The sequence below is a fragment of the Thioalkalivibrio sp. ALE10 genome, from assembly GCF_000381385.1.
Classification (GTDB): Bacteria; Pseudomonadota; Gammaproteobacteria; order Ectothiorhodospirales; family Ectothiorhodospiraceae; genus Thioalkalivibrio.
Window position 1 is genome coordinate 72,331 of the sequence record NZ_KB906454.1, and the last position, 19,958, is coordinate 92,288.

General features: G+C 67.4%; 17 protein-coding genes, 1 other RNA gene and 1 pseudogene. 2 read left to right on the plus strand and 17 right to left on the minus strand.

Features of this window, described 5'->3' with window-relative positions:
- The 16 genes and pseudogenes from fliP to purL form a co-directional block, all read right to left on the minus strand.
- Nucleotides 1-756: a flagellar type III secretion system pore protein FliP gene (gene fliP, locus F788_RS0109670; RefSeq protein ID WP_018869481.1), complete on the minus strand. Its 756-nt coding sequence runs from the start codon at nucleotides 754-756 to the stop codon at nucleotides 1-3.
- Nucleotides 753-1,187: a flagellar biosynthetic protein FliO gene (gene fliO / locus F788_RS0109675; protein ID WP_019022108.1), complete on the minus strand. Its 435-nt coding sequence runs from the start codon at nucleotides 1,185-1,187 to the stop codon at nucleotides 753-755. Before fliO ends, fliP begins: the two co-directional genes overlap by 4 nt.
- A 2-nt stretch (nucleotides 1,188-1,189) precedes the next feature.
- Entirely contained in the window at nucleotides 1,190-1,783 is a 594-nt protein-coding gene (gene fliN, locus F788_RS0109680) for a flagellar motor switch protein FliN (RefSeq protein WP_019590020.1), read from the minus strand.
- Between the two features lie 16 nt (nucleotides 1,784-1,799).
- Nucleotides 1,800-2,777: a flagellar motor switch protein FliM gene (gene fliM / locus F788_RS0109685; RefSeq protein ID WP_019590021.1), complete on the minus strand. Its 978-nt coding sequence runs from the start codon at nucleotides 2,775-2,777 to the stop codon at nucleotides 1,800-1,802.
- Between the two features lie 9 nt (nucleotides 2,778-2,786).
- Nucleotides 2,787-3,266, minus strand: coding sequence for a flagellar basal body-associated protein FliL (fliL, locus tag F788_RS0109690; RefSeq protein WP_019590022.1), 480 nt, complete (start codon nucleotides 3,264-3,266; stop codon nucleotides 2,787-2,789).
- A 210-nt stretch (nucleotides 3,267-3,476) separates the two neighbouring features.
- Entirely contained in the window at nucleotides 3,477-4,562 is a 1,086-nt protein-coding gene (locus F788_RS0109695; RefSeq protein ID WP_019590023.1) for a flagellar hook-length control protein FliK, read from the minus strand.
- Between the two features lie 67 nt (nucleotides 4,563-4,629).
- The gene (fliJ, locus tag F788_RS0109700; protein ID WP_018945937.1) at nucleotides 4,630-5,091 is read right to left on the minus strand and encodes a flagellar export protein FliJ; all 462 of its coding nucleotides are present in this window, start codon (nucleotides 5,089-5,091) and stop codon (nucleotides 4,630-4,632) included.
- Nucleotides 5,088-6,467: a FliI/YscN family ATPase gene (locus tag F788_RS0109705; protein WP_019590024.1), complete on the minus strand. Its 1,380-nt coding sequence runs from the start codon at nucleotides 6,465-6,467 to the stop codon at nucleotides 5,088-5,090. The genes fliJ and F788_RS0109705 overlap by 4 nt, the downstream gene beginning before the upstream one ends.
- The gene (locus F788_RS0109710) at nucleotides 6,464-7,228 is read right to left on the minus strand and encodes a FliH/SctL family protein (RefSeq protein WP_019590025.1); all 765 of its coding nucleotides are present in this window, start codon (nucleotides 7,226-7,228) and stop codon (nucleotides 6,464-6,466) included. The genes F788_RS0109705 and F788_RS0109710 overlap by 4 nt, the downstream gene beginning before the upstream one ends.
- Nucleotides 7,225-8,238, minus strand: a complete 1,014-nt coding sequence (gene fliG / locus F788_RS0109715; protein WP_018869490.1) for a flagellar motor switch protein FliG — start codon at nucleotides 8,236-8,238, stop codon at nucleotides 7,225-7,227. The genes F788_RS0109710 and fliG overlap by 4 nt, the downstream gene beginning before the upstream one ends.
- Nucleotides 8,228-9,922 (minus strand): flagellar basal-body MS-ring/collar protein FliF, encoded by a 1,695-nt coding sequence (gene fliF, locus F788_RS0109720; protein ID WP_019590026.1) that lies wholly within the window; start codon nucleotides 9,920-9,922, stop codon nucleotides 8,228-8,230. Before fliF ends, fliG begins: the two co-directional genes overlap by 11 nt.
- 29 nt (nucleotides 9,923-9,951) lie before the next feature.
- Nucleotides 9,952-10,281, minus strand: a complete 330-nt coding sequence (gene fliE / locus F788_RS0109725) for a flagellar hook-basal body complex protein FliE (protein ID WP_019590027.1) — start codon at nucleotides 10,279-10,281, stop codon at nucleotides 9,952-9,954.
- An 80-nt stretch (nucleotides 10,282-10,361) separates the two neighbouring features.
- Nucleotides 10,362-11,741: a sigma-54-dependent Fis family transcriptional regulator gene (locus tag F788_RS0109730; protein WP_019590028.1), complete on the minus strand. Its 1,380-nt coding sequence runs from the start codon at nucleotides 11,739-11,741 to the stop codon at nucleotides 10,362-10,364.
- A gap of 144 nt (nucleotides 11,742-11,885) precedes the next feature.
- A pseudogene (locus tag F788_RS13400) lies at nucleotides 11,886-13,290 on the minus strand (sigma-54 interaction domain-containing protein).
- 66 nt (nucleotides 13,291-13,356) lie between these two features.
- The gene (locus F788_RS0109740) at nucleotides 13,357-13,896 is read right to left on the minus strand and encodes a PilZ domain-containing protein (RefSeq protein WP_019590030.1); all 540 of its coding nucleotides are present in this window, start codon (nucleotides 13,894-13,896) and stop codon (nucleotides 13,357-13,359) included.
- Between the two features lie 24 nt (nucleotides 13,897-13,920).
- Entirely contained in the window at nucleotides 13,921-17,793 is a 3,873-nt protein-coding gene (purL, locus tag F788_RS0109745) for a phosphoribosylformylglycinamidine synthase (RefSeq protein ID WP_026332758.1), read from the minus strand.
- A gap of 131 nt (nucleotides 17,794-17,924) precedes the next feature.
- Between purL and ssrA the strand changes: the two genes are divergently transcribed.
- Both ssrA and F788_RS0109750 read left to right on the plus strand, forming a co-directional pair.
- Nucleotides 17,925-18,286, plus strand: a transfer-messenger RNA (tmRNA) gene (ssrA, locus tag F788_RS13745).
- A 46-nt stretch (nucleotides 18,287-18,332) separates the two neighbouring features.
- Entirely contained in the window at nucleotides 18,333-18,752 is a 420-nt protein-coding gene (locus F788_RS0109750) for a secondary thiamine-phosphate synthase enzyme YjbQ (protein ID WP_019590032.1), read from the plus strand.
- 8 nt (nucleotides 18,753-18,760) lie between these two features.
- On the opposite strand, the gene rlmM is transcribed toward F788_RS0109750, so the two are convergent.
- On the minus strand, nucleotides 18,761-19,834 hold the full coding sequence (rlmM, locus tag F788_RS0109755; protein ID WP_019590033.1) for a 23S rRNA (cytidine(2498)-2'-O)-methyltransferase RlmM: 1,074 nt from the start codon (nucleotides 19,832-19,834) through the stop codon (nucleotides 18,761-18,763).
- Nucleotides 19,835-19,958: the final 124 nt, after the last annotated feature.

The following is a 19,958-nucleotide window of genomic DNA, read 5'->3' on the forward strand; positions in this document are numbered from 1 at the left end:
CTAAACAAAAAAGCTGGTTGCCAGCGTGTTCATCAGCAGGGCCCAGCCGTCCACCAGCACGAACAGCATCACCTTGAACGGCAGCGAGATGATCAGCGGCGACAGCATCACCATGCCCATCGACATCAGCACCGAGGCCACCACCAGATCGATGATCAGGAACGGGATCAGGATCAGGAAGCCGATCTGGAACGCCGTCTTCAGCTCACTGGTCACGAACGACGGCACCAGCAGCGACAGCGGGATGTCGTCCGGATCCTCGAAGCCGTCGATGCCGTTGATCTCCGCGAACATGCGCAGATCGCTTTCGCGGGTCTGCTCCAGCATGAAACCCCGCAGCGGCTGGATACCCGTTTCCAGGGCCTCTTCGGTGCCGATCTCCTCGGCCAGGTAGGGCTCCACCGCCACCTCGTGGATCTCTTCGAACACCGGCGCCATCACGAACAGCGTGAGAAAGAACGCCAGCCCGATCAGGATCTGGTTGGACGGTGTCTGGGACGTGCCCAGGCCCTGGCGCAGGATCGCCAGCACGATCAGGATCCGGGTGAAGGCAGTCATCATGATCAGGGCCGCCGGCAGCAGGGTCAGCAGCGTCATCAGCACGAGGATCTGCAGGGTCACCGACCAGGTCTCCCCGCCGTCCTCGTCCGTGGTGATGGTCACCGCCTCGATGCCCTGCCCCACCTGAGCGCCGGCCAGGCCGGGCAGCAGCCACAGCCCCAGCAGCAGCCAGGGGAAATAGCTCCGCAGACTCACGACTCCTGACCTCCCCCGCCGGCGCGGCGCGAACGTACCGCGCGTTTGAGCACGCCGGAAAAATCGGGGCCTTCGCCGCCGGCGGGCACCTCGACCGGCGTCTCCATGGTGTGCAGCGTCCGGATCCCCGAGGGCGCCACGCCGATCAGCACCTGTTCATCACCCACGCGAACCAGCATCAGCCGTTCACGGGCACCCACCGAGCGGACCGACTGGACATCGATCATCTGCCGACCGTGGCCCACGCTCCCCTGGGTGCGCCGGAGCACCCAGGCCAGCACCACGATCGCCACGATCACGATCATCAGCCCGCCAATCAGCTGCGTCAGGTAGGCCGCGGCGTTCATTGCGCCGCCGTCCTCGTCGGCCAGGGCGCCGGCCGGCAGCAGCGCCAGCAGCCAGAGCGATCCGGAAAGAACACGCGAGCACATGACTATTTCAGCTTCCGGATGCGTTCGCTGGGGCTGATCACGTCGGTCAGGCGGATCCCGAATTTCTCGTTCACCACCACGACCTCGCCGTGCGCGATCAGGGTCCCGTTGACCAGCACGTCCAGCGGCTCCCCGGCCAGGCGTTCCAGTTCCACCACCGAACCCTGGTTGAGCTGGAGCAGATTACGAATCGGGATGCGGGTGCGGCCGATCTCCATGGAGATGGTCACCGGCACGTCCAGCACCATGTCCAGATTCACGTCTTCTTCTTCGCCGCCCCCGGAATCGGTGAGTTCATCCGGTTCCAGCGGCTGCGCATTCGGATCCGGCTTGTGCTTGCGTTCCCGCTCGCCCCCGGCAGCCGCCTTGCTGCGGCCGCCGGTGCCAGTGGAGGCGGCGTTGGCCGCATCGCTCTCGTGCGAATTGGACTGCGCCTGGGCCAGCAGCGCGTCGGGGTCCTCCGCCTCGCCCCCGGAGCTGTCATCCTGCTCCGCCAGGGCCGCAGCCCATTCATCGGCCAGGGCATCCTGATCCACCGACTCCTCGCCGTCGCCCTGTTCGGTTTTCTGATCCGGACGCTTGTCGTCGTCTGCCATCGTCCTGTCCTCTTGCCTATCGTTGTACGCGACCGGCGATCTTGATCGCGTTCTGGCCATTCGAAACCCCGAACTTGCCGCGCAGCAGCGGGATGTCCTCGACCTTCAGAGTGACTTCTTCGGGGATGTCCACCGGAATGATGTCGCCCGGCTTGATGTCCAGCAGCTCCTGCACGGTGACCTCCGCCTCGGTGAGCACCGAGGAGATCTCCACGTCCGCGTCCTGAACCTCTTCCCGCAGGGCGTTCATCCAGCGCTGATCGACATCGGAGCGATCCGACTGGATACCGGTATCCAGCTGCTCGCGGATCGGTTCGATCATCGAATAGGGCAGGGTCACGTGGAGATTGCCGCCGCCCCCATCCAGCTCGATGTGGAATTCGTTGATCACAACGATCTCGGTGGGGCTCACGATGTTCGCGAACTGGGGGTTGACCTCGGAGTTGAGAAACTCGAAGTCGATGTCCATGACCGGCTCCCAGGCCTTGGTCATGTCCTCGAACGCGCCCTCGAGGATGCTGTGCACCACCCGCATCTCCATCGGGGTGAAGTCACGGCCCTCGATGCGGGTATAGAAGCGCCCGTCGCCGCCGAAGAAGTTGTCCACCAGGATGAACACCAGCTTGGGGTCGAACACGAACAGTCCGGTGCCATGCAGCGGATGCGCGCGTACCAGGTTCAGGCTGGTGGGCACGAACAGGGAGTGCATGTACTCGGAAAACTTGGTCAGCCGGGTGCCGCTGACCGAGATCTCGGCCGAACGCCGCAGCATGTTGAACAGCCGCACGCGCAGATGCCGCGCAAAACGCTCGTTGATCATCTCGAGCGTGGGCATGCGCCCGCGCACGATGCGATCCTGGGTGGCGAAATTGAACTCGCGCGCCTGACCGTCGTGGGGAAACTCTTCCTCCTCGGTCTCGACGTCGCCGGAATCGACGCCGTGCAGCAGCGCGTCGATCTCGTCCTGGCTCAGGATGTCGGTTTGCTGTGCCATGACGCGGCCTTACTGCATGACCAGTTCGGTGAACACCACGCGCTCCAGATCGGAGGGCGCTTCGCGCGACTCCAGGATCGCACGGACAGTGGCCGTCAGCTCCTCCGCCAGCGCTTCCTTGCCTTCCCGCGTGTTCAGCTCGGTATATTCCTGATCCGAGAGGATGCCGAGGATGTCGTTGCGGACTACGGGCAGGTGATCCTCCACGGCTTCCAGCACCGCCGGGTCGGTGGACACCAGACCGATCTGCACGCGCAGGAACTGCACGCTTCCCGGGGCATCGATGTTCACCGTCATGGGATCGAGCGACGAATAGTGGCGCTCGGGCGGCAGATCTTCCGCCGTTTCGTCAGCGTCCTGCGACAGCAGGTACCAGGCGGCCGCGCCCCCGCCGCCGGCGAGCAGAACCGCAACGACCAGGAGGATGATGATCATCCATTTCCTGCCGCCGCCCCCCTTGTTCTCCAGTTCGACTTCCTTCTCCGCCATGACACACCCGCATTGCGTGGATTCGCTGCCGGAACCCAAGCAAGCGCGGTGCCATGAATCATTACTGTTTTATAAACAGGGAGTTGAATCCATCTGAGGGGGTGTGGTGCGTTATCCGGAGGATCGAGCGCCCGGCGTATGCGTCAACGAACCGGACGCTCCATCGATGGAGAAGTCGAGATTCTGGCGGCCGGCCTGCCGGAACGGACCTCAGGCAAACAGGTCCACCCGCCGGTTGAGGAAGGAAAGGGTGCTGCCGGGGGCGACGGGACCTTCTTCGTCGTCGCTCTCTTCGCCCTCCGCACCCGTGGCGACGCCGGGTTCATCCCCGCTCCCGTAACCGTCGCCGGCCATCTCGGTATCCGCGGAATCGTCCGGCGGTTCATCCGAAACCGAGGCATCGGCAAGTTCGAGCCCGCTGTCGGCGAGACTGTCACGCAGGCGCGGCATTGCCGCTTCCAGCACCTCACGGGTCACGGGGTTGGTACTGAAGAACTGTACACTGGCACGGTCCCCCTCCATGCTGACCCGCACATCCAGGACCCCCAGCTGAGGCGGATGCAGTTTCATCTCGGTGCGCCCGCCGCGGGCCTGCGCCATCATCTGGATCTGCTCCGCAAGCTGGCGATCGCCCGAAGTCTGCAGCAGGCGGGTCAGATCCAGCCGCATCCCGCCGCCCCGCGCACCCTCGGCATCGGAGGCCTGGGCTGCCGGCTGGGCCAGTGCCTGGGCATTCTCACGGCCGCTGCGCGCCGATTCCGAGGCCTGCGTCAGCCACTGGGCCAGGACCTCGGTGGTCCCTTCACGCGAGCCACCGCCGGTCAGCGCCCCGGGAGCCAGTTCCTGCAGCCGCGACCCCGGGTTCTGCCCTTCCGGACCGGCCTGCAGGAACAGGCGCATCAGGGAAACCGGGATGCCGTCGCCCGCCGCTCCGGACCCGGGCCCGTCTTCCAGCAGACTGCGCAGCTCGCGGTCGTCGATCTCTCCGTCACCTTCCTCGCCGGTCAGCCAGCCGGGCGGCAATTGCATGCCGTCCACAGCGGTCAGATCCTGCCCTTGCAGGAGATCCTGGAACCGCTGGATCAGTCCTTCCAGATCCAGCTCGGCCAGCTCGGAATCATCCACCCCGAGCGCGCCCAGCATCGCTTCCAGCTGCGGGCGGAGTGCCTTCAGGAAACCGTCTTCCCCGCCTTTTCCCTTGTCTTTCAATTCCTTGAGCCGATCCATGCCCTCGCCGCCGTCGAGCAGCTGTGCCAGCGCTCCCAGCCCCTGTCCCGATGCCTGTGCTGCGATCATGTCCCGTCCTCGCCTGTTGCGCGCACCGCGCGCGTCTGCCCCTGCGGGGTCTGCGTATCCATACCTTTCAAGATTCCTGCCAGTTCACCGTGCGTTCGCCGGATTCCGGTTCCCGTGCGAAGGCCTGGCGGGTCGCCCACATGTCCTGTTCCACCTGCTGCCGCCGGGCCTGATGACGCTGGTCTTCGGCTCGCGTGCGTTCCAGCAGCTTTTCCAGCGACATGCAGTCGCGATGGTGTTCCAGCCATTGTTCGCGCGCCGTCTCCACCTGGCTTTCGGCCGCCTGGATGCGCAGGGCCTGCTGTTCCAGCGCCTCGCGCAGCTTCTGCCGCATGCCGGCCAGCCACTTGAGGGTGTTGGGGTCCTGCGGCATGGAGGCCGCCAGGTATTCCTGCTGGAAGGTTTCCAGCTGCTCGCGCTGGGCCTCGGCGGCGTTCAGCTGAGCGATGCGTTCGCCCAGTTCGCGAGTCGCCTCGGTCTCGCCGATCTGGCGGATACGCAACAGCCGTTCGATGCGCTGCGGATTCATGCCCCGCCCCCGGTGAGTGCGATCAGCTGATCCCGCGCGGTGGCAAAATCCACCGCCTCGGTCGTGCCCTGCGCCAGGAACTGCTCCAGCCGGTCATGCATCGCCACGGCCTGGTCGAGGTGTGGATCGGCACCCTTGCGGTAGGCCCCCACCGAGATCAGGTCACGGTTGCGCTGATAGGTGGCGGCCAGATCACGGAACCGCCGTGCCGCTTTCTCGTGTTCGGGCGTCGTCAGCGCACTCATCACGCGCGAGATCGATGCACCGACATCGATGGCCGGGTAGCGACCGGTCTCGGCGATCTCGCGCGAGAGCACCACATGCCCGTCAAGGATCGCCCGCGCGGCGTCCACGATCGGATCGTTCGGATCATCTCCCTCGGCCAGCACCGTATAGAATCCGGTGATCGAGCCCCCGCCCACGTCGCCATTGCCGGCACGCTCCACCAGCTGCGGCAGGCGCGCGAACACCGAGGCCGCATAGCCCTTGGAGGCCGGCGGCTCGCCGATGGCCATCGCGATCTCGCGCGCGCCCTGGGCGAAGCGGGTCAGCGAGTCCATCAGCAGCAGCACGTTCAGCCCCTGATCGCGGAACTGTTCCGCCACCGTGGTCGCCACCCAGGCCCCGTGCTGGCGCAGCAGCGGCGACTGATCCGCCGGCACCGCCACCACCACCGTACGCCGGCGGGATTCCTCGTCGAGGATCTCGTGGATGAAATCGTTGACCTCGCGCCCGCGTTCACCGATCAGCCCGACCACGATCACGTCGGCGCTGGTGTGGCGGGTCATCATCCCCAGCAGCACGCTCTTGCCCACGCCGGAACCGGCGAACAGGCCCAGCCGCTGGCCGCGCCCGACCGACAGCAGGGCGTTGATCGCGCGTACGCCGGTGTCCAGAGGCTCGCGCACCGGGGCGCGCGACAGCGGGTTGATCGGCTGTCCGTTGAGCGTGGCACGATCATGCGTGCGGATCGGCCCGAGGCCGTCCAGAGGCTCGCCACGGGCGTCGATCACCCGCCCCAGCAGGCCATTGCCCACCGGGATCGAACGCTGGGTGTCCACCGGCTCGATGCGGGCCCCGGGCACCAGCCCGGCGGCCGCCTCCTCCGGCATCAGGAACGTCCGGTCGTTCTGGAATCCGACGACCTCGGCGGGCACGGTTTCGCCGCGTTCGCCATGGATCAGGGCGCGGCCGCCCAGCGGCAGGCGCAGGCCCTCGGCCTCGAGGGTCAGACCGGTCACGCGCGACAGGATCCCCTGCGACTGCGGGGCCGCCACCCGTTCGACCCGCCCGCGCGACTGCTCCAGGCGTTCGCGCAGGCCCGCGGTGAGCCCGTCTCGCTGACGTGTATGGGCATCGCGAATACTGGCGGTCATGCCGGATCCTCCTCATCACGGGTCGACGCATCGTCCCCGGGTTCCTTTCGCTTCTCCGTACCCGCCCCGTCATGCGCCGACGTCGTGACCGGCTCGCGCGGCTCCGGATCCGTGTCCGGCACGCTCGCGTGGCCGTCCCAGATGGCCTCCACGGCCTGCCGCAGGCGACGCTCCAGACTGGCATCCACTTCGGACGCACCCGCCTCGACCCGACAGCCTCCGCGCGCCAGTTCCGGGTCCGGGATCCAGGTGATCTCGCCCGCCTGCGCGGACCCCCATTGCTCCACCAGGGCCTGATCCTCGGGATGCAGATGCACCCGCACGCTGCGGTTGCGCCCCGGCAACTGCCGCATCGCCTCGTCCAGCACCTCGCGGATGATCTCCGGTCGGGTCTGCAGCTCCACCCGGATCACCTGGCGCGCCAGCGCGGTCACCAACGACAGCAGTTCCGGTTCCAGGGCATCGGCAGCCTCGGCGAGTGGATCACTGAGGCCCTGGCCCACCGACTCCAGGGCCGCCACGGCCTCGCGCAGCTTCTTTTCCTCGCGCGCCCGCGCCGCCTTTTCGGCCTCCTGTTTGCCCAGTTCATGGCCCTCGGCGTAGCCCCGCTCGAAACCGTTCTGGCGCGCCTCTTCCTCGATCGCCTCGATCTCGGCGGCGGTGGGCAGGCGCCGCTGTTCCGGCTCGTTGCCGTTCTCGTCGAACTCCGGCGGCTCCCACAGGGAGGCCGCACTGGCGGACCCGGCGTCGTGCACGCTCACAGCATCTGCTCCCCGCCCTTGCCGCCGAGCACGATCTCACCGTTCTCCGCCAGGCGGCGAGCGACCTGCAGGATCTCCTTCTGCGCCCCTTCGACCTCGGAGACCCGCACCGGACCCTTGGCCTCCAGGTCCTCGCGCAGCATTTCGGCGGCGCGCTTGGACATGTTGCTGAAGATCTTGTCCTTCAGGTCGTCGTCGGCACCCTTCATCGCCAGCACTAGGGATTCGGTGGACACCTCCCGCAGCAGGGTCTGGATCCCGCGGTCGTCGACGTCGATCAGATTGTCGAAGACGAACATCAGCTCTTCGATACGCCCGGCCAGGTCCTGGTCCATCTCGCTGACCGTATCCATGATCTCCGCCTCGCGCGACCCGTCCATCAGGTTCATGATGTCCGCGGCGGTCTTGACCCCGCCGACCATCGAGGTCTTGGCCGTGTTGTTGCCGGAAAGCTGACGGTCGAGGATGTCATCCAGCTCCTGCAGCGCGGAGGGCTGGACCCCGTCCAGGGTCGCGATGCGCATCACCACGTCGGACTGCACCCGCTTGGGCAGGTAGCTCAGGGTCTCGGCGGCCTGGTCGGCATCCAGATGCGACATCACGATCGCCACGATCTGCGGGTGCTCGTTGCGCAGCATGTCGGCGATCGCGCGCGGGTCCAGCCACTTCAGCGCATCGATGCCCTTGGAATTGCGTCCCAGCAGGATGCGATCGATCAGGCCTTCGGCCTTGTCCTCGCCCAGCGCGTTCTGCAACACGCTGCGCACGTAATCGTCGGCACCGATACCCAGGGCGGTCTGCTCGCGCACATGTCCGGAGAAGTCCTCCAGCACCGCGTTCACGTCGGAACGCGAGATGCGCTCCATGTTGGCCATGGCCGCCCCGATCTTCTGGACTTCCTTCGGTCCCATGTGGCGCATGACCTCGGCGGCGGAATCCTCGCCGAGGCTCATCATGAACACGGCCGCGCGTTCCGCGCCATCCAGTTTGGACTTCTTGCTATCGGCCATCTTCGTTCAACCAGGTCTTCATTACCTGCGCCACACGCTTGGGATCTTCCTTCACCATGCCCCGCACGGCTTCGAGGTCCATTTCCTGCTGATCCTCTTCCGGCCCGGTCAGCGAAGCCACCGCAGAGCCCTCACCGCTGGGACCGCCACCACCGGCCGCGGATTCCCCGCTCTGGTCGGTCAGAGCCAGATTCTCGTCCGATTCCGCCTGCGGCTGCTGTGCCGGGCGCGCGGTTGCACCGCTCATCAGATGTTTCAGGGCCGGACGGATCACGGTCAGCAGGATGATCAGGGCCAGCAGCAGCGCCCCGATGAGCCTGGCCAGCTCCATGAACCAGGCCTGCGTCCAGAACGGGCGTTCTTCCTCGACGATTTCTTCTTCCACCGGCGCCTCGAACGGAGCACTGACCACGTTGATCGAATCCCCGCGCTGCTCGCTGAAGCCCACTGCCTGGCGGACCAGGTTCTCCAGACGCTCGATCTCCTCGGCGTCTCGTGCGACGCGCTGGACCTCTCCATCCTCGCCCACTTCCTCGCGGAAATCGACCACCACGGCGGTCGACAAACGCTCGACGCCGCCGGGCATTTCGCGGATGTGAGCGATGCGCCGGTCGACTTCGTAATTGCGCGTCGCCGAGCCCGAACGTTCACCGGTCGCCCCGTTCTCCGCGTTCTCGGCACCTTCGCCTTCTTCTTCGCCCACGGCACCCCCGGCAGGCGGCTGATTGGTCAGCGCGCCCGGCACGCCCATCGGTCCTTCGCCCGCGTCCCCGCGGATATCCTCGGAGATCTGCTCCGAGCGCAGCGCGATGGTGTCGGGGTCGTAGAGTTCTTCGGTACGTTCGATTTCCGAAAAATCGATGTCCGCCGATACCTGGACCCGCACGCGGTCGCCGCCCACGAGCGGCGACAGCAGGTCCCGGATCGCCTCGGCATAACGGCGCTCCACCTGACCCTGGAACGACAGACGGTCGCCACTGCTGCGTATGCCGCCCTCTTCCATCCCGTCCTCGGTCAGCAACCGGCCCTGCTGGTCGACCACGGTCACGTTTTCGGGCGACAGGTCCGAGGTACTGGAGGCCACCATGTGGACGATGGCCCGGACCTGCGATTCGCTCAGGGAGCGGCCCCCGTGCAGGTGCACGGTGACCGAGGCGGTCGCCGGCGTGCGTTCACGCACGAAGACCGAATCCTGTCCTTCGGCGATGTGCACGCGGGCACGCTCGACCGCGTCCAGCGAGGAGACGGTACGGCCCAGCTCGCCTTCCATCGCCCGGCGATGGCGCGCGCTTTCCATCATCCGGCTGGTGCCGATCCCGGTGTCCTCCTGCAGGAGCTCGAAGCCGACATCCCCGGAGCGCGGCAGCCCTTCACCGGCCAGATGCAGGCGGGCTTCACCCACATCGCCGCGCGGCACCTTGATCTGACCGGTATTCGTATCAATGCGGTAGCGGATGCCGGCCCCGTCCAGCGCGGTCACCACCTCCGCGGCCTCGTCCTGCTCGAGCGACGAATACAGCGGGACGAAGGTGGGACTCGTCGCCCAGAAAACGATCCCCGCGATCACGGCCAGCGCGCCGGCCAGCATGCCGATCAGGGCCAGCTGTCGGCCAGCCGGCATGGTGCCGAAATCCTTGATGCCGCCGCTGACGACGGCGGGCAGACTTTGCTGTGCTGCGGCCATGATCACGTCTCTCCGGAGGGATTACAGGCCTACACCTGCATCCGCATGATTTCCTGATAGGCATCCAGCAGGCGGTTGCGCACCTGATTGGTGGCCTCGAACGCCAGGCTGGACTTGTTCATCGCTACCATCACCTGCGGCAGGGACACGTTTTCATCACCCAGTTCAAAACGGGTCTGCAGATCGGTCGCTTCCTGCTGCACCTCGTTCACGTCGCGCAGCGAGTCACGCAGGACGTTCTGGAAGTCGGCGCCGCCGGCCTGACCGGTTCCGCCTCCGGACGCAGGAGCCTCGACGCTCCCGCTTTCCGAGAGCTGCCGCATCTGCTGCAACACGTTCTGGATCTGCATTTCACTCATGCGTTACCTCCGGCTTCCACACGGGACGACGGTGCCTCGCCCCCGCTGAACCCAATCCCAAGCAAATGCCGGGCCAGTTCTCAGACCACTCCGGTGCGGGGGACATGGATGCCCGATTCGCGCAGTCGGGCGAGCTTGTAGCGCAGGGTGCGCGGGCTGATTCCCAGCCGTTCCGCGGCCTCCTTGCGGCGCCCTCCCGCTTCTCGCAGCACGTTGAGGATCACCCGGCTTTCCTGGGTCTGCAGGGTCTGTTCCAGCAGAGGGGCCGACGGGATGTCGTCATCCGAAGCCGCCGGAACGGAAGGAGCGCCAGCCGCACTGACACCTTCGCCATGCTCCAGCATGTCGGCATCCAGCCAGATGGACTCGGCGGTGACCCGCCCGTCGCTGCGCTCGCCGGCCAGGGTGGCCGCCCGCTCCATCACGTTGGCCAGCTCGCGGGCATTCCCGGGCCAGTCATGCCCCATCAGCCGCGATTCGGCCTCCGGTGCCAGTTCCACGAGCCGGCCCTGGCTGGCACGGGTCAGCAGCGCCCGCGCCAGCGACGGAATGTCCTCCGGCCGCTCGCGCAGCGGCGGGATCCGCACCGGGAACACGCTCAGGCGGTAATACAGGTCCTCGCGGAGCACCCCCTCGGCCACCGCCTCGCGCAAATCACGATTGGAGGTTGCGATCACCCGCACGTCGACCGGACGGGTGCGCCGGCCGCCCAGCGGTTCCACTTCCCGTTCCTGCAGCACACGCAGCAGCTTGGGCTGCAGATGCACGGGGATTTCCGTCACCTCATCCAGCAGCAGCGTGCCACCGTCCGCCTGTACGAACTTGCCCGGCCGCGCCTCGATCGCGCCGGTAAAGGCCCCCTTCGCGTGCCCGAACAGCAGGGCCTCCAGCATGGCCTCGGGCAGAGCGGCGCAGTTGATCGCCTCGAACGGCCCCTGCGCACGGGCCGAGCGCGCATGGATCTGCCGCGCCAGCACCTCCTTGCCGACCCCCGACTCGCCCGTAATGAAGACCGTCGCAGCGGTTTGCGCGATCCGTTCGGCAAAGGCATCCAGCGAACGCATGCGCTCGCTGTGCGCCACCATTTCCGGGATCCGGGCCCGGGTGCCGGGGCCGGGGCCGGGGAGCTGATCGCGCAGCCACTGCGCCAGCGGCGCCGCCATGTCCGGGAGGCCGAAATGGGCATCCACGCCGGCGCGCATGGCGGCGATCTCGTTGTCATGGGTCGCATCCGGACTGATCACCGCGACCGGCAACCGTGCCGGGATCCGGTCACGCAGCGCGGCGGTCGCGGGATGGGCGACCAGGACGACCTCGGGGCGCTGCGCTTCCAGAGAGCGTTCGAGCTCCCCTTCGCTGCAGTCCTGGAGGCGAACCCGCGGGATGGTGGCCAGCACCTGCACCACGCGTTCACGCAGGGCGGCGTCGGCATTGACCAGAAGAAGGGTCGCTCGAGGCATCGGTGCAGTCCTGTCGATGGGATTCGGACTGCCTCAAGCAGTTAGTGTGCCACTATGAATAAATCCCTTTTATTCAGGGACCTGAAAACAAGGTTGCCGGTTTTCGTCGGGATCTCGACAGCGGCAAGGCCTTGCCACGGAGGCTCAGCCGTCAGAATCCCGTCCCAGCCCGAACTTGCGCATGCGCTCAACCAGCGTCGTCCGCCGCATGCCGAGCCGCCGCGCGGCCCGCGCCACCACATGACCGGTATCGGCCAGCGCCGCTTCGATCATCGAGCGTTCCAGGTCGTTGAGATAATCGCGCAGATCGACGCCTTCCGGTGGCAGGCCATCCGGTCCCGGCATGTTCGGGCCGGTGGCCGATGCCGACGACCCGGCCGATGCCCCGCCCGGTTCGGCCGCCGCACCGCTGCGATCCTCCACCCCTTCCGGACGCACGCGCGGCGGCAGCTGCCCCAGGTCCACCGGCAGATCGGGGTACATGATGGACAGCTGTTCCAGCAGATTGCCCAGTTCGCGGATGTTGCCGGTCCAGTCCAGACGTTCCAGGTGAGCCACCACCGCCGGCGTCAGGTGCGCGGGGCTGCCCCCCTGTTCGCGCAGCCGCTCCTCCAGCGCCGTGATCAGCTGCGGAATGTCACTGGCGCGTTCGCGCAACGGCGGCAGTTCAATGGGGAAGACGTTGAGGCGGAAGAACAGGTCCTGACGGAAATTCCCCTCCGCCACGGCTTCGTCGAGGTTGCGATGGGTCGCCGCAATGATGCGCGCGTGGGTGGTGATCGACTTGTTCGAGCCCACGCGTTCGAACACCCGTTCCTGCAGCACCCGCAGCAGCTTGACCTGCATGGGCAGGGGCATGTCCCCGATTTCGTCGAGGAACAGCGTGCCGTCCTGCGCCAGCTCGAAGCGTCCGGTGCGCGCGGTGAAGGCCCCGGTGAACGCACCCTTCTCGTGACCGAAAAGCTCGCTTTCCAGCAGATCCGGGGGAATCGCGCCGCAGTTGACCGCGACGAACGGCTTGTCGGCGCGATCCGAGGCATCATGGATGGCCCGGGCGACCACCTCCTTGCCGGAACCGGTCTCGCCCAGGATAAGCGCGGTGGCATCGGTTCGCGCAACCTGCGCCACCAGCCGCTTGACCCCGACCATGGTCGGATGGTGACCGACCGACCAGCCCGGGTACGTCGTCATGCACGCGCTGACCGCCGAACCGCAACCACTGCAGGATCTGGGTCACCCGGGAAACCGACACCGGGTGTTCCACCACCCAGTCCACGGCCTGGTGCTCAACCTTGCCGCCGTCGGTCGGCTGGGCCACCACTGGCAGGCTGTCGGGTGCGGCATCCGCCTGGGCCGCGACCGTGGATGCCGGGCCGCACAACCAGATGGCGGCAGGTTCGCGAGGGCCATCGGTGAGTCCGTTCGCGTCGATGCGCGTCTCGGCCTCGCACCCCATGGAGGCCAGAACGGCCCGCGTGTCGCGGGCGGCATCGGGCTCGCCACCCAGGGCGATGTGAAGGCCGGTGTCGTCTTCCTCGGGTGTCGCCATGCCGTGAGGGCTCCGGTCAGGGTATGAGTGGCCTCATACGTGAAGCCGATCACAGTATTATAGCGATCACCCGCCCCCGTCAACTTTCTGTCGTTTCTCCGCGACGTCGCGTCGATGCAGACGGAAAATCCACCGCCCCAGGGCGTCGTGCATGCGGTCATCATGCGGGGTCCAGCGGATCAACTGGGCCTCGTTACGACGTGTCGGGGGTTCGACACCCAGCACCAGGGGCTGAGGCAGAAAGTCGCTCAAATACAACGCCAGACGATCGGCATCTTCGGGCAGCGTGCCCTCCGGCAGCACGATCCCGCCACGGCTGATGACGACCGGCCGGACCGACGGGCGTTCGGGCTCCAGCGATTCGGCCAGCAGATGCACCAGCAGGTCCAGCTTGCGTTCCAGCCGCTGCAGTTCCTGGGTAGTCTCGTCCGCCGACCCGTGGGCCGCGTGGTTGCGTCCACCGCCGGCCTCGAACAGTTCGATACCGTCCACCAGACGCTCGGCCAGTTCGCCGTGGGTGAGCGGACGGCTGGTCGGACCCACCGCCAGCGATGTGTTCACTGTCAGGGTCTCCCCCAGCCAGTCGCTCCAGTCCTGTTCGCTCATTATTTCCCCCTGTGCGGCCGTCGGTCAGCCAACGAATGCCCGGGCGTTGCGGAACAGACGCATCCACGGACCGTCCTCGCCCCACTCCGCGGGGTGCCAGCTGTGCTGCACGGTGCGGAACACCCGTTCGGGATGCGGCATCATGATGGTCGCGCGGCCATCCTCGCTGGTAAAGGCGGTCGCCCCGCGCGGCGAACCGTTGGGGTTGGCCGGGTAGGCCTCGGCCGGGGAGTCGTCGGCCTCCACGTAGCGCAGCGCCGCCTGATCGTACACCGGGGCCTCGCCGGGATATTCCACGCGCCCTTCTCCGTGCGACACCACCACCGGCAGCACCGAGCCCCCCATCCCGTCCAGCAGCACCGACGGCCCCGGCTCCACCCGTACCAGCGACAGGCGCGCCTCGAACTGTTCCGAACGATTGCGCACGAAGCGGGGCCAGTGCCCGGCCCCCGGGATCAGCGGCGCCAGCCGCGACAGCATCTGGCAGCCATTGCACACGCCGAGACTGAAGGTATCGTTGCGCTCGAAAAAGGACGCAAACTGCGTGCGCAGCCCTTCGTGATTGAGAATCGTGCGGGCCCAGCCCCCGCCGGCGCCCAGCACGTCACCGTAGGAAAACCCGCCGCAGGCCGCCAGGCCCTGCATGTCGGCCAGATCCCGCCGGCCCTCGAGCAGGTCCGTCATGTGCACGTCCACCGGCTGGAAACCGGCGCGCTCGAAGGCCGCCGCCATCTCGAGCTGACCGTTGATCCCCTGCTCGCGCAGGATCGCCACGCGTGGCCGCGCCCCGCTGGCGATGAACGGCGCCGCGATATCTTCCGACGGATCGAAATGCAGGCGTTCGGTAAGTCCGTCATCGGCGTCGATGCGTGCGTATTCCTCGTCGGCGCATTCGGGATTGTCGCGCAACCGCTGCATGTGTCGGGTGGTCGCCTGCCACTGGCGCTGGAGCCCTGCGCGCGTCGACTCCAGCAGGTTCCGCCCGGCCTGCGCGACCGTGACCGTCTCGTCTCTGCGCAGACGGGCCACCTCGTGCAGATGCGCGCCGAGACCGGCCTGTTGCATCGTCTCGCGCAGGGCCTCCTCCGCCCCGGCCCGCACCTGCAGGACCGCCCCCAGTTCCTCGTTGAACAGCCAGGCAGCCGGGTCCATCCCCGCCGGCACGTCGATGTCCAGGCCGAGACGCCCGGCAAAGCCCATCTCCAGCAGGGTCGTGATCAGGCCTCCGTCCGAGCGGTCGTGGTAGGCACACAGCAGCCCCTCGCGGCGCAGGTGGCCGACCGCGTCCACGAATGCGCGCAACGCCGCCGGATCTTCAACATCCGGGGGCACTTCACCGATGCCGCCCGCCGTCTGCGCCAGGGCCGAGCCGCCCAGACGCATCTGGCCGGCTGCCAGATCGACGAACCACAGGCTGCCCCCCTCGCGGGCATCCGGCTCCGGGGTCAGGGTCCGGCGCGCATCCGCCACCGGGGCAAAACCCGACACCACCAGGGTCACCGGCGCATGCATGTGGCGCTCGTGACCGTCGGCGTCCTGCCAGACCGTGCGCATCGACAGCGAATCCTTGCCTACCGGGATGCTGATGCCGAGCTGCGGGCACAGATCCTCGGCGACCGCCCGGACGGTATCGAACAGGCCGGCCTCCTCGCCCGGCACCCCCGCAGCGGCCATCCAGTTCGCCGACAGGCGAATCGCCCGGGTGCCATCGATGTCCGCGGCGGCCAGGTTGGTCACCACCTCGCCGATCGCCATGCGTCCGGAGGCCGGCCCGGAGAGGATCGCCACCGGCGAACGTTCACCCATGGCCATGGCCTCGCCGGTATACCCGTCGAAGTCGGTCAGCGTCACGGCGCAGTCCGCCACCGGCACCTGCCAGGGGCCGACCATGGGATCCCGCGCCACCAGGCCGCCCACCGAACGGTCACCGATGCTGATCAGGAAGTGCTTGGCGGCCACCGCCGGCAGATTGAGCACTCGCTCCAGCGCCTCGGCCAGATCCGTGCCGGCCGTCTCCAGCGTCGTGACCGGCGCGGCCCGGCGCGCGTCCTCGCGCGTCATCTTCGGTGTGGCGCCCAGCAGCATGCCCATCGGCATGTCCACCGCCGGCTCGTTGAACAGCCGGTCATCCACTCGCAGGTGGCCGTCATCGGTCGCCTGCCCGACCACCGCGAACGGCGCGCGCTCGCGCTCGCAGATCGCGCGGAAGGTCTCCAGGGCCGCGGCGTCCACCGCCAGCACGTAGCGCTCCTGCGCCTCGTTGCACCACAGCTCCATCGGCGACAGGCCCGGCTCGGCGGTGGGCACTTCGCGCAGTTCCATGTGCCCGCCGCGCCCGGCATCATCCAGGATCTCCGGGATCGCATTGGACAGTCCGCCGGCCCCGACGTCGTGGATGGAACGGATGGGGTTGCCCTGGCCCAGCGCGGTGCAGCGATCGATCACCTCCTGGCAGCGCCGCTGGATCTCGGGGTTGCCACGCTGCACCGAGGCATAATCCAGGGCCTCGCTGCTCGAGCCGCTGGCCATCGACGACGCGGCCCCACCGCCCAGTCCGATCAGCATGGCGGGACCGCCCAGCACCACGATCGGCGTCTGTGCGGGCACCTCGCCCTTGTGCACGTGCTCGGCGCGCATCGATCCCACGCCGCCGGCCAGCATCACGGGCTTGTGGTAACCGTACAGGACCTCTCCACCGTCCGGTTGCGGCAACGCGGACTCCAGCGTGCGGAAATACCCGCACAGCGCCGGTCGTCCGAATTCGTTGTTGAAGGCCGCGGCGCCGATCGGCCCCTCCAGCATGATGTTCAGCGCGCTCTCGATCCGATCGGGCCGTCCGAAATCCCGCTCCCAGGGCTGCGGATGCGCCGGAATGCGCAGGTTGGACACGGTGAAACCGGTCAGCCCGGCCTTGGGCTTCGATCCACGCCCGGTGGCGCCCTCGTCCCGGATCTCGCCACCGGAGCCGGTGGCCGCCCCCGGCCACGGCGAGATCGCGGTCGGATGGTTGTGGGTTTCCACCTTCATCAGCACCGGAAGATCCAGGTCCTCGCGACGGTACTCGCCATCGGGCCCGGGCATCAGCCGCACCCCCCGGTGGCCTTCGATCACCGAGGCATTGTCGCTGTAGGCGGACAGCACCCCGTCCGGATGGAGCCGATGGGTCTCGCGGATCATCCCGAACAGCGTACGGTCCTGCTCCTCGCCATCCACCACCCAGCGGGCGTTGAAGATCTTGTGCCGGCAGTGTTCGGAGTTCGCCTGTGCGAACATCATCAGCTCGGCATCGGTCGGGGCCCGCCCCAGCGCTCGATAGCCTTCGGCCAGGTAATCGATCTCCTCTTCCGACAGCGCCAGCCCCAGCTCCCCGTTGGCGCGCGCCAGCGCGCTCCGGGCATCCGGCTCCAGGCCCACCCGTTGCAGCGAACGCGGCGTCTCCGCGCGGAACAGGGCGCCCGCGTCCGCGGGATCCTCGATGACCGCCTCGGTCATGCGGTCGAACAGCGGCGCAGCCATGTCCACAAGGTTCAGCCCCTGCGGAAGCTCACCACCCACGTACCAGTGGGTACCCCGTTCGATCCGCTCCACGGCGGATTCCAGCCCCGCATGACGGGCAATCTCGGTGGCCTTGGATGACCAGGCGCTGATGGTGCCCGGGCGCGGGATCACCACGGGTTCGCGCACCGGCTCGAATGCCGGAGCGGACCAGGCCTCGCCTTCGTCCAGCAGCGCAGCCAGACGCTTCTCCTCGCCCGCATGGAGCCGGCGGTGCAACTGCACGAAATACAGATGACGCGCCGCCAGACGGACCGGCACCCCGGTGCGCTCCTCCACCGCCGTTTCCAGCGTCCGCAGTCGAAAGGAGGAAACCGCCGTGCCGCCTTCAAAAACCCGCATCATCTTCACCCGGTGTGCCGTGGTTGGACCTGTTTCGAGCCGCGCATTGTACCGGAGCACCGCCACCTCCGGGAGAATGTCGGAGGTGCACGGGAACTCCGACTGCGGTACCCTGTCCCAGTAGTTGCAAAGGGGGCGACCTGGATTCGACGCGGGTCGCGAAACCTGAGGTGCATGCCGAGGATGTAGTGAGCCTCGTAAAAATCACTGCAAAAAAATAGTTGCCAACGACGACAACTACGCACTCGCCGCTTAAAACCCGGTAGGGTGCCGTCCGACTGGAGCCGTGCTTGTGCGTCCAGTATCGGGCGTCGACTCTCACAAGCTCGCGGTGAAGCGTGCCCGGCGCGGATCCGTTAAAACTGAACCGGGATCGCCAGACGTCTTCCCTGCCTGTCGGGTAGCGGCTGGTTAAACGCAAAGACAGGATAAGCATGTAGAGCCGAGGGCGGAGGGCCTGCGGACGCGGGTTCGATTCCCGCCGCCTCCACCACATTCTGAAGAAAATCAGGCGCCTGAGGGCGCCTTTTTTGTTGCTTATGAGCGTTTACCAGGAAGATCTGACGATCACCACGCGGGGCCGCGGCAGCATCGCCGTCACCGATGCCGTGCGCGACATCATCCATCGCTCGGGCATCACCACCGGCACCTGCCACGTCTTCCAGCACCACACCAGTGCCTCGCTGCTGATCACCGAGAACGCCGACCCGGACGTCCGGCGCGATCTGGAAACGATCCTGGCCCGGCTGGCGCCGGACGGCGACCCCGCCTACCGCCACGACATGGAAGGCGACGACGACATGGCCGCCCATGCCCGGGCCATGCTGACCCACAATGACCTGACCGTACCCGTGACCGGCGGGCGGCCCGCGCTGGGCACCTGGCAGGGCATTTTCCTGTGGGAACACCGTTATGCCGGCCATGACCGGCGGCTCACGGTGACCGTGCAGGGCGAATAGCCCGTTTTTCACCAGCCGGCCGCGCCGCGCGCCGGACGGGCGTGCACGGTGATTTCCTCGCGATCGTGATACAGCTGGCGCGCGCGCAGGCGAAATCCGTACCCGACCAGCCGGCCCTCCAGTCGATCAAGACATTCGCGCACGGTCTCGTAGCGCTTTTTCATCGGCAGCTTGAGGTTGAAGATCGCCTCTTCGGCCCAGCCCGCCTCCAGCCAGTCCCCGATTCGCTCGCTCACCCGTCCCGGCCGGTCCACGATGTCGCACACCAGCCAGTGCACCGGACGCGGGGGCATCCAGGTGAACGCATCCTCGCGGATATGCTCCACCTGGCCCCCGGCCATCAGGTCGGCATCCATCGGCCCGTTATCCACGGCCTGGACATGCAGGCCGTGCCGCACCAGCTGCCAGGTCCAGCCCCCCGGCGCCGCCCCCAGATCCACCGCCGTCATGCCCTCCGCCAGTCGCTGTTCGCGCTCCTCGGGAGTCAGGAAGTGGAACCAGGCTTCCTCGAGTTTCAGTGCGGAACGGCTGGGCGCTGCGCGCGGGGCCTTCAGCCGCAGGATGCCCCCCGGACGGTCGCTGCTGCTCTCCGGCGCGGCCAGACCCAGCTGCACACGGTCGCCGGCCGTCCAGAAACAATGCAGACGACGACCCTGCGCCTCGCCCTGCCCGCGCAGCGCGCCGGCCTTGCGCAGTGCCGAATCCAGCGGGCGCTCCAGTGCCTTTCCCAGGCGTCGAAGCTCCTTGCCCTCGTTGGTATCCGGTGTCTCGTGCCAGATGGCCTCGAACGACCAGCCACTCGCGCGAATCCGTTCCACGACCGGGCTCACCCGGTCTTTGCGTGACAGGCCCTCCAGCGGATGCAGCGCCGGGAGGCGCTGGCGCGCGAAGATCCGCTCATCCAGGGGAAAGGCGTCGCGCAGCGGTGCCGGATCGCCATCGGCCGATAACAAGCGGACGAAGGCCGTCCCTTCAACGAACCGTGGATAGACGGCCAGGCCTTCGCGCGCGGCTTCCGCGGCCAGCTCGCCGGCCAGGTCCTTTTCGAATCCTGCCCGGCAATAAAAAAGCAGTTCTTCCATGATCCTCCCCAAGTAATTCCGCGCGCCTGCGGCGCCCTGTGGAGCGGCCCCGGCCGCGAATCGCGGCGCCAATCAACACCCCGCGTTGTTCGCGTGCAAGCACGCTCCCATCAAGGGTACCCCG

Bases quoted from the DNA above. Each gene is read 5' to 3' on its own strand.
- fliN (WP_019590020.1), bottom strand. From the start codon at position 1,783: ATGGCAGACGACGACAAGCGTCCGGATCAGAAAACCGAACAGGGCGAC.
- F788_RS0109750 (WP_019590032.1), top strand. From the start codon at position 18,333: ATGAGCGTTTACCAGGAAGATCTGACGATCACCACGCGGGGCCGCGGC.
- purL (WP_026332758.1), bottom strand. From the start codon at position 17,793: ATGCGGGTTTTTGAAGGCGGCACGGCGGTTTCCTCCTTTCGACTGCGG.
- fliE (WP_019590027.1), bottom strand. From the start codon at position 10,281: ATGAGTGAAATGCAGATCCAGAACGTGTTGCAGCAGATGCGGCAGCTC.
- F788_RS0109740 (WP_019590030.1), bottom strand. From the start codon at position 13,896: ATGAGCGAACAGGACTGGAGCGACTGGCTGGGGGAGACCCTGACAGTG.
- fliF (WP_019590026.1), bottom strand. From the start codon at position 9,922: ATGGCCGCAGCACAGCAAAGTCTGCCCGCCGTCGTCAGCGGCGGCATC.
- fliJ (WP_018945937.1), bottom strand. From the start codon at position 5,091: ATGAATCCGCAGCGCATCGAACGGCTGTTGCGTATCCGCCAGATCGGC.
- rlmM (WP_019590033.1), bottom strand. From the start codon at position 19,834: ATGGAAGAACTGCTTTTTTATTGCCGGGCAGGATTCGAAAAGGACCTG.
- F788_RS0109705 (WP_019590024.1), bottom strand. From the start codon at position 6,467: ATGACCGCCAGTATTCGCGATGCCCATACACGTCAGCGAGACGGGCTC.
- fliL (WP_019590022.1), bottom strand. From the start codon at position 3,266: ATGGCGGAGAAGGAAGTCGAACTGGAGAACAAGGGGGGCGGCGGCAGG.
- fliG (WP_018869490.1), bottom strand. From the start codon at position 8,238: ATGGCCGATAGCAAGAAGTCCAAACTGGATGGCGCGGAACGCGCGGCC.
- F788_RS0109695 (WP_019590023.1), bottom strand. From the start codon at position 4,562: ATGATCGCAGCACAGGCATCGGGACAGGGGCTGGGAGCGCTGGCACAG.
- F788_RS0109730 (WP_019590028.1), bottom strand. From the start codon at position 11,741: ATGCCTCGAGCGACCCTTCTTCTGGTCAATGCCGACGCCGCCCTGCGT.
- fliO (WP_019022108.1), bottom strand. From the start codon at position 1,187: ATGTGCTCGCGTGTTCTTTCCGGATCGCTCTGGCTGCTGGCGCTGCTG.
- fliM (WP_019590021.1), bottom strand. From the start codon at position 2,777: ATGGCACAGCAAACCGACATCCTGAGCCAGGACGAGATCGACGCGCTG.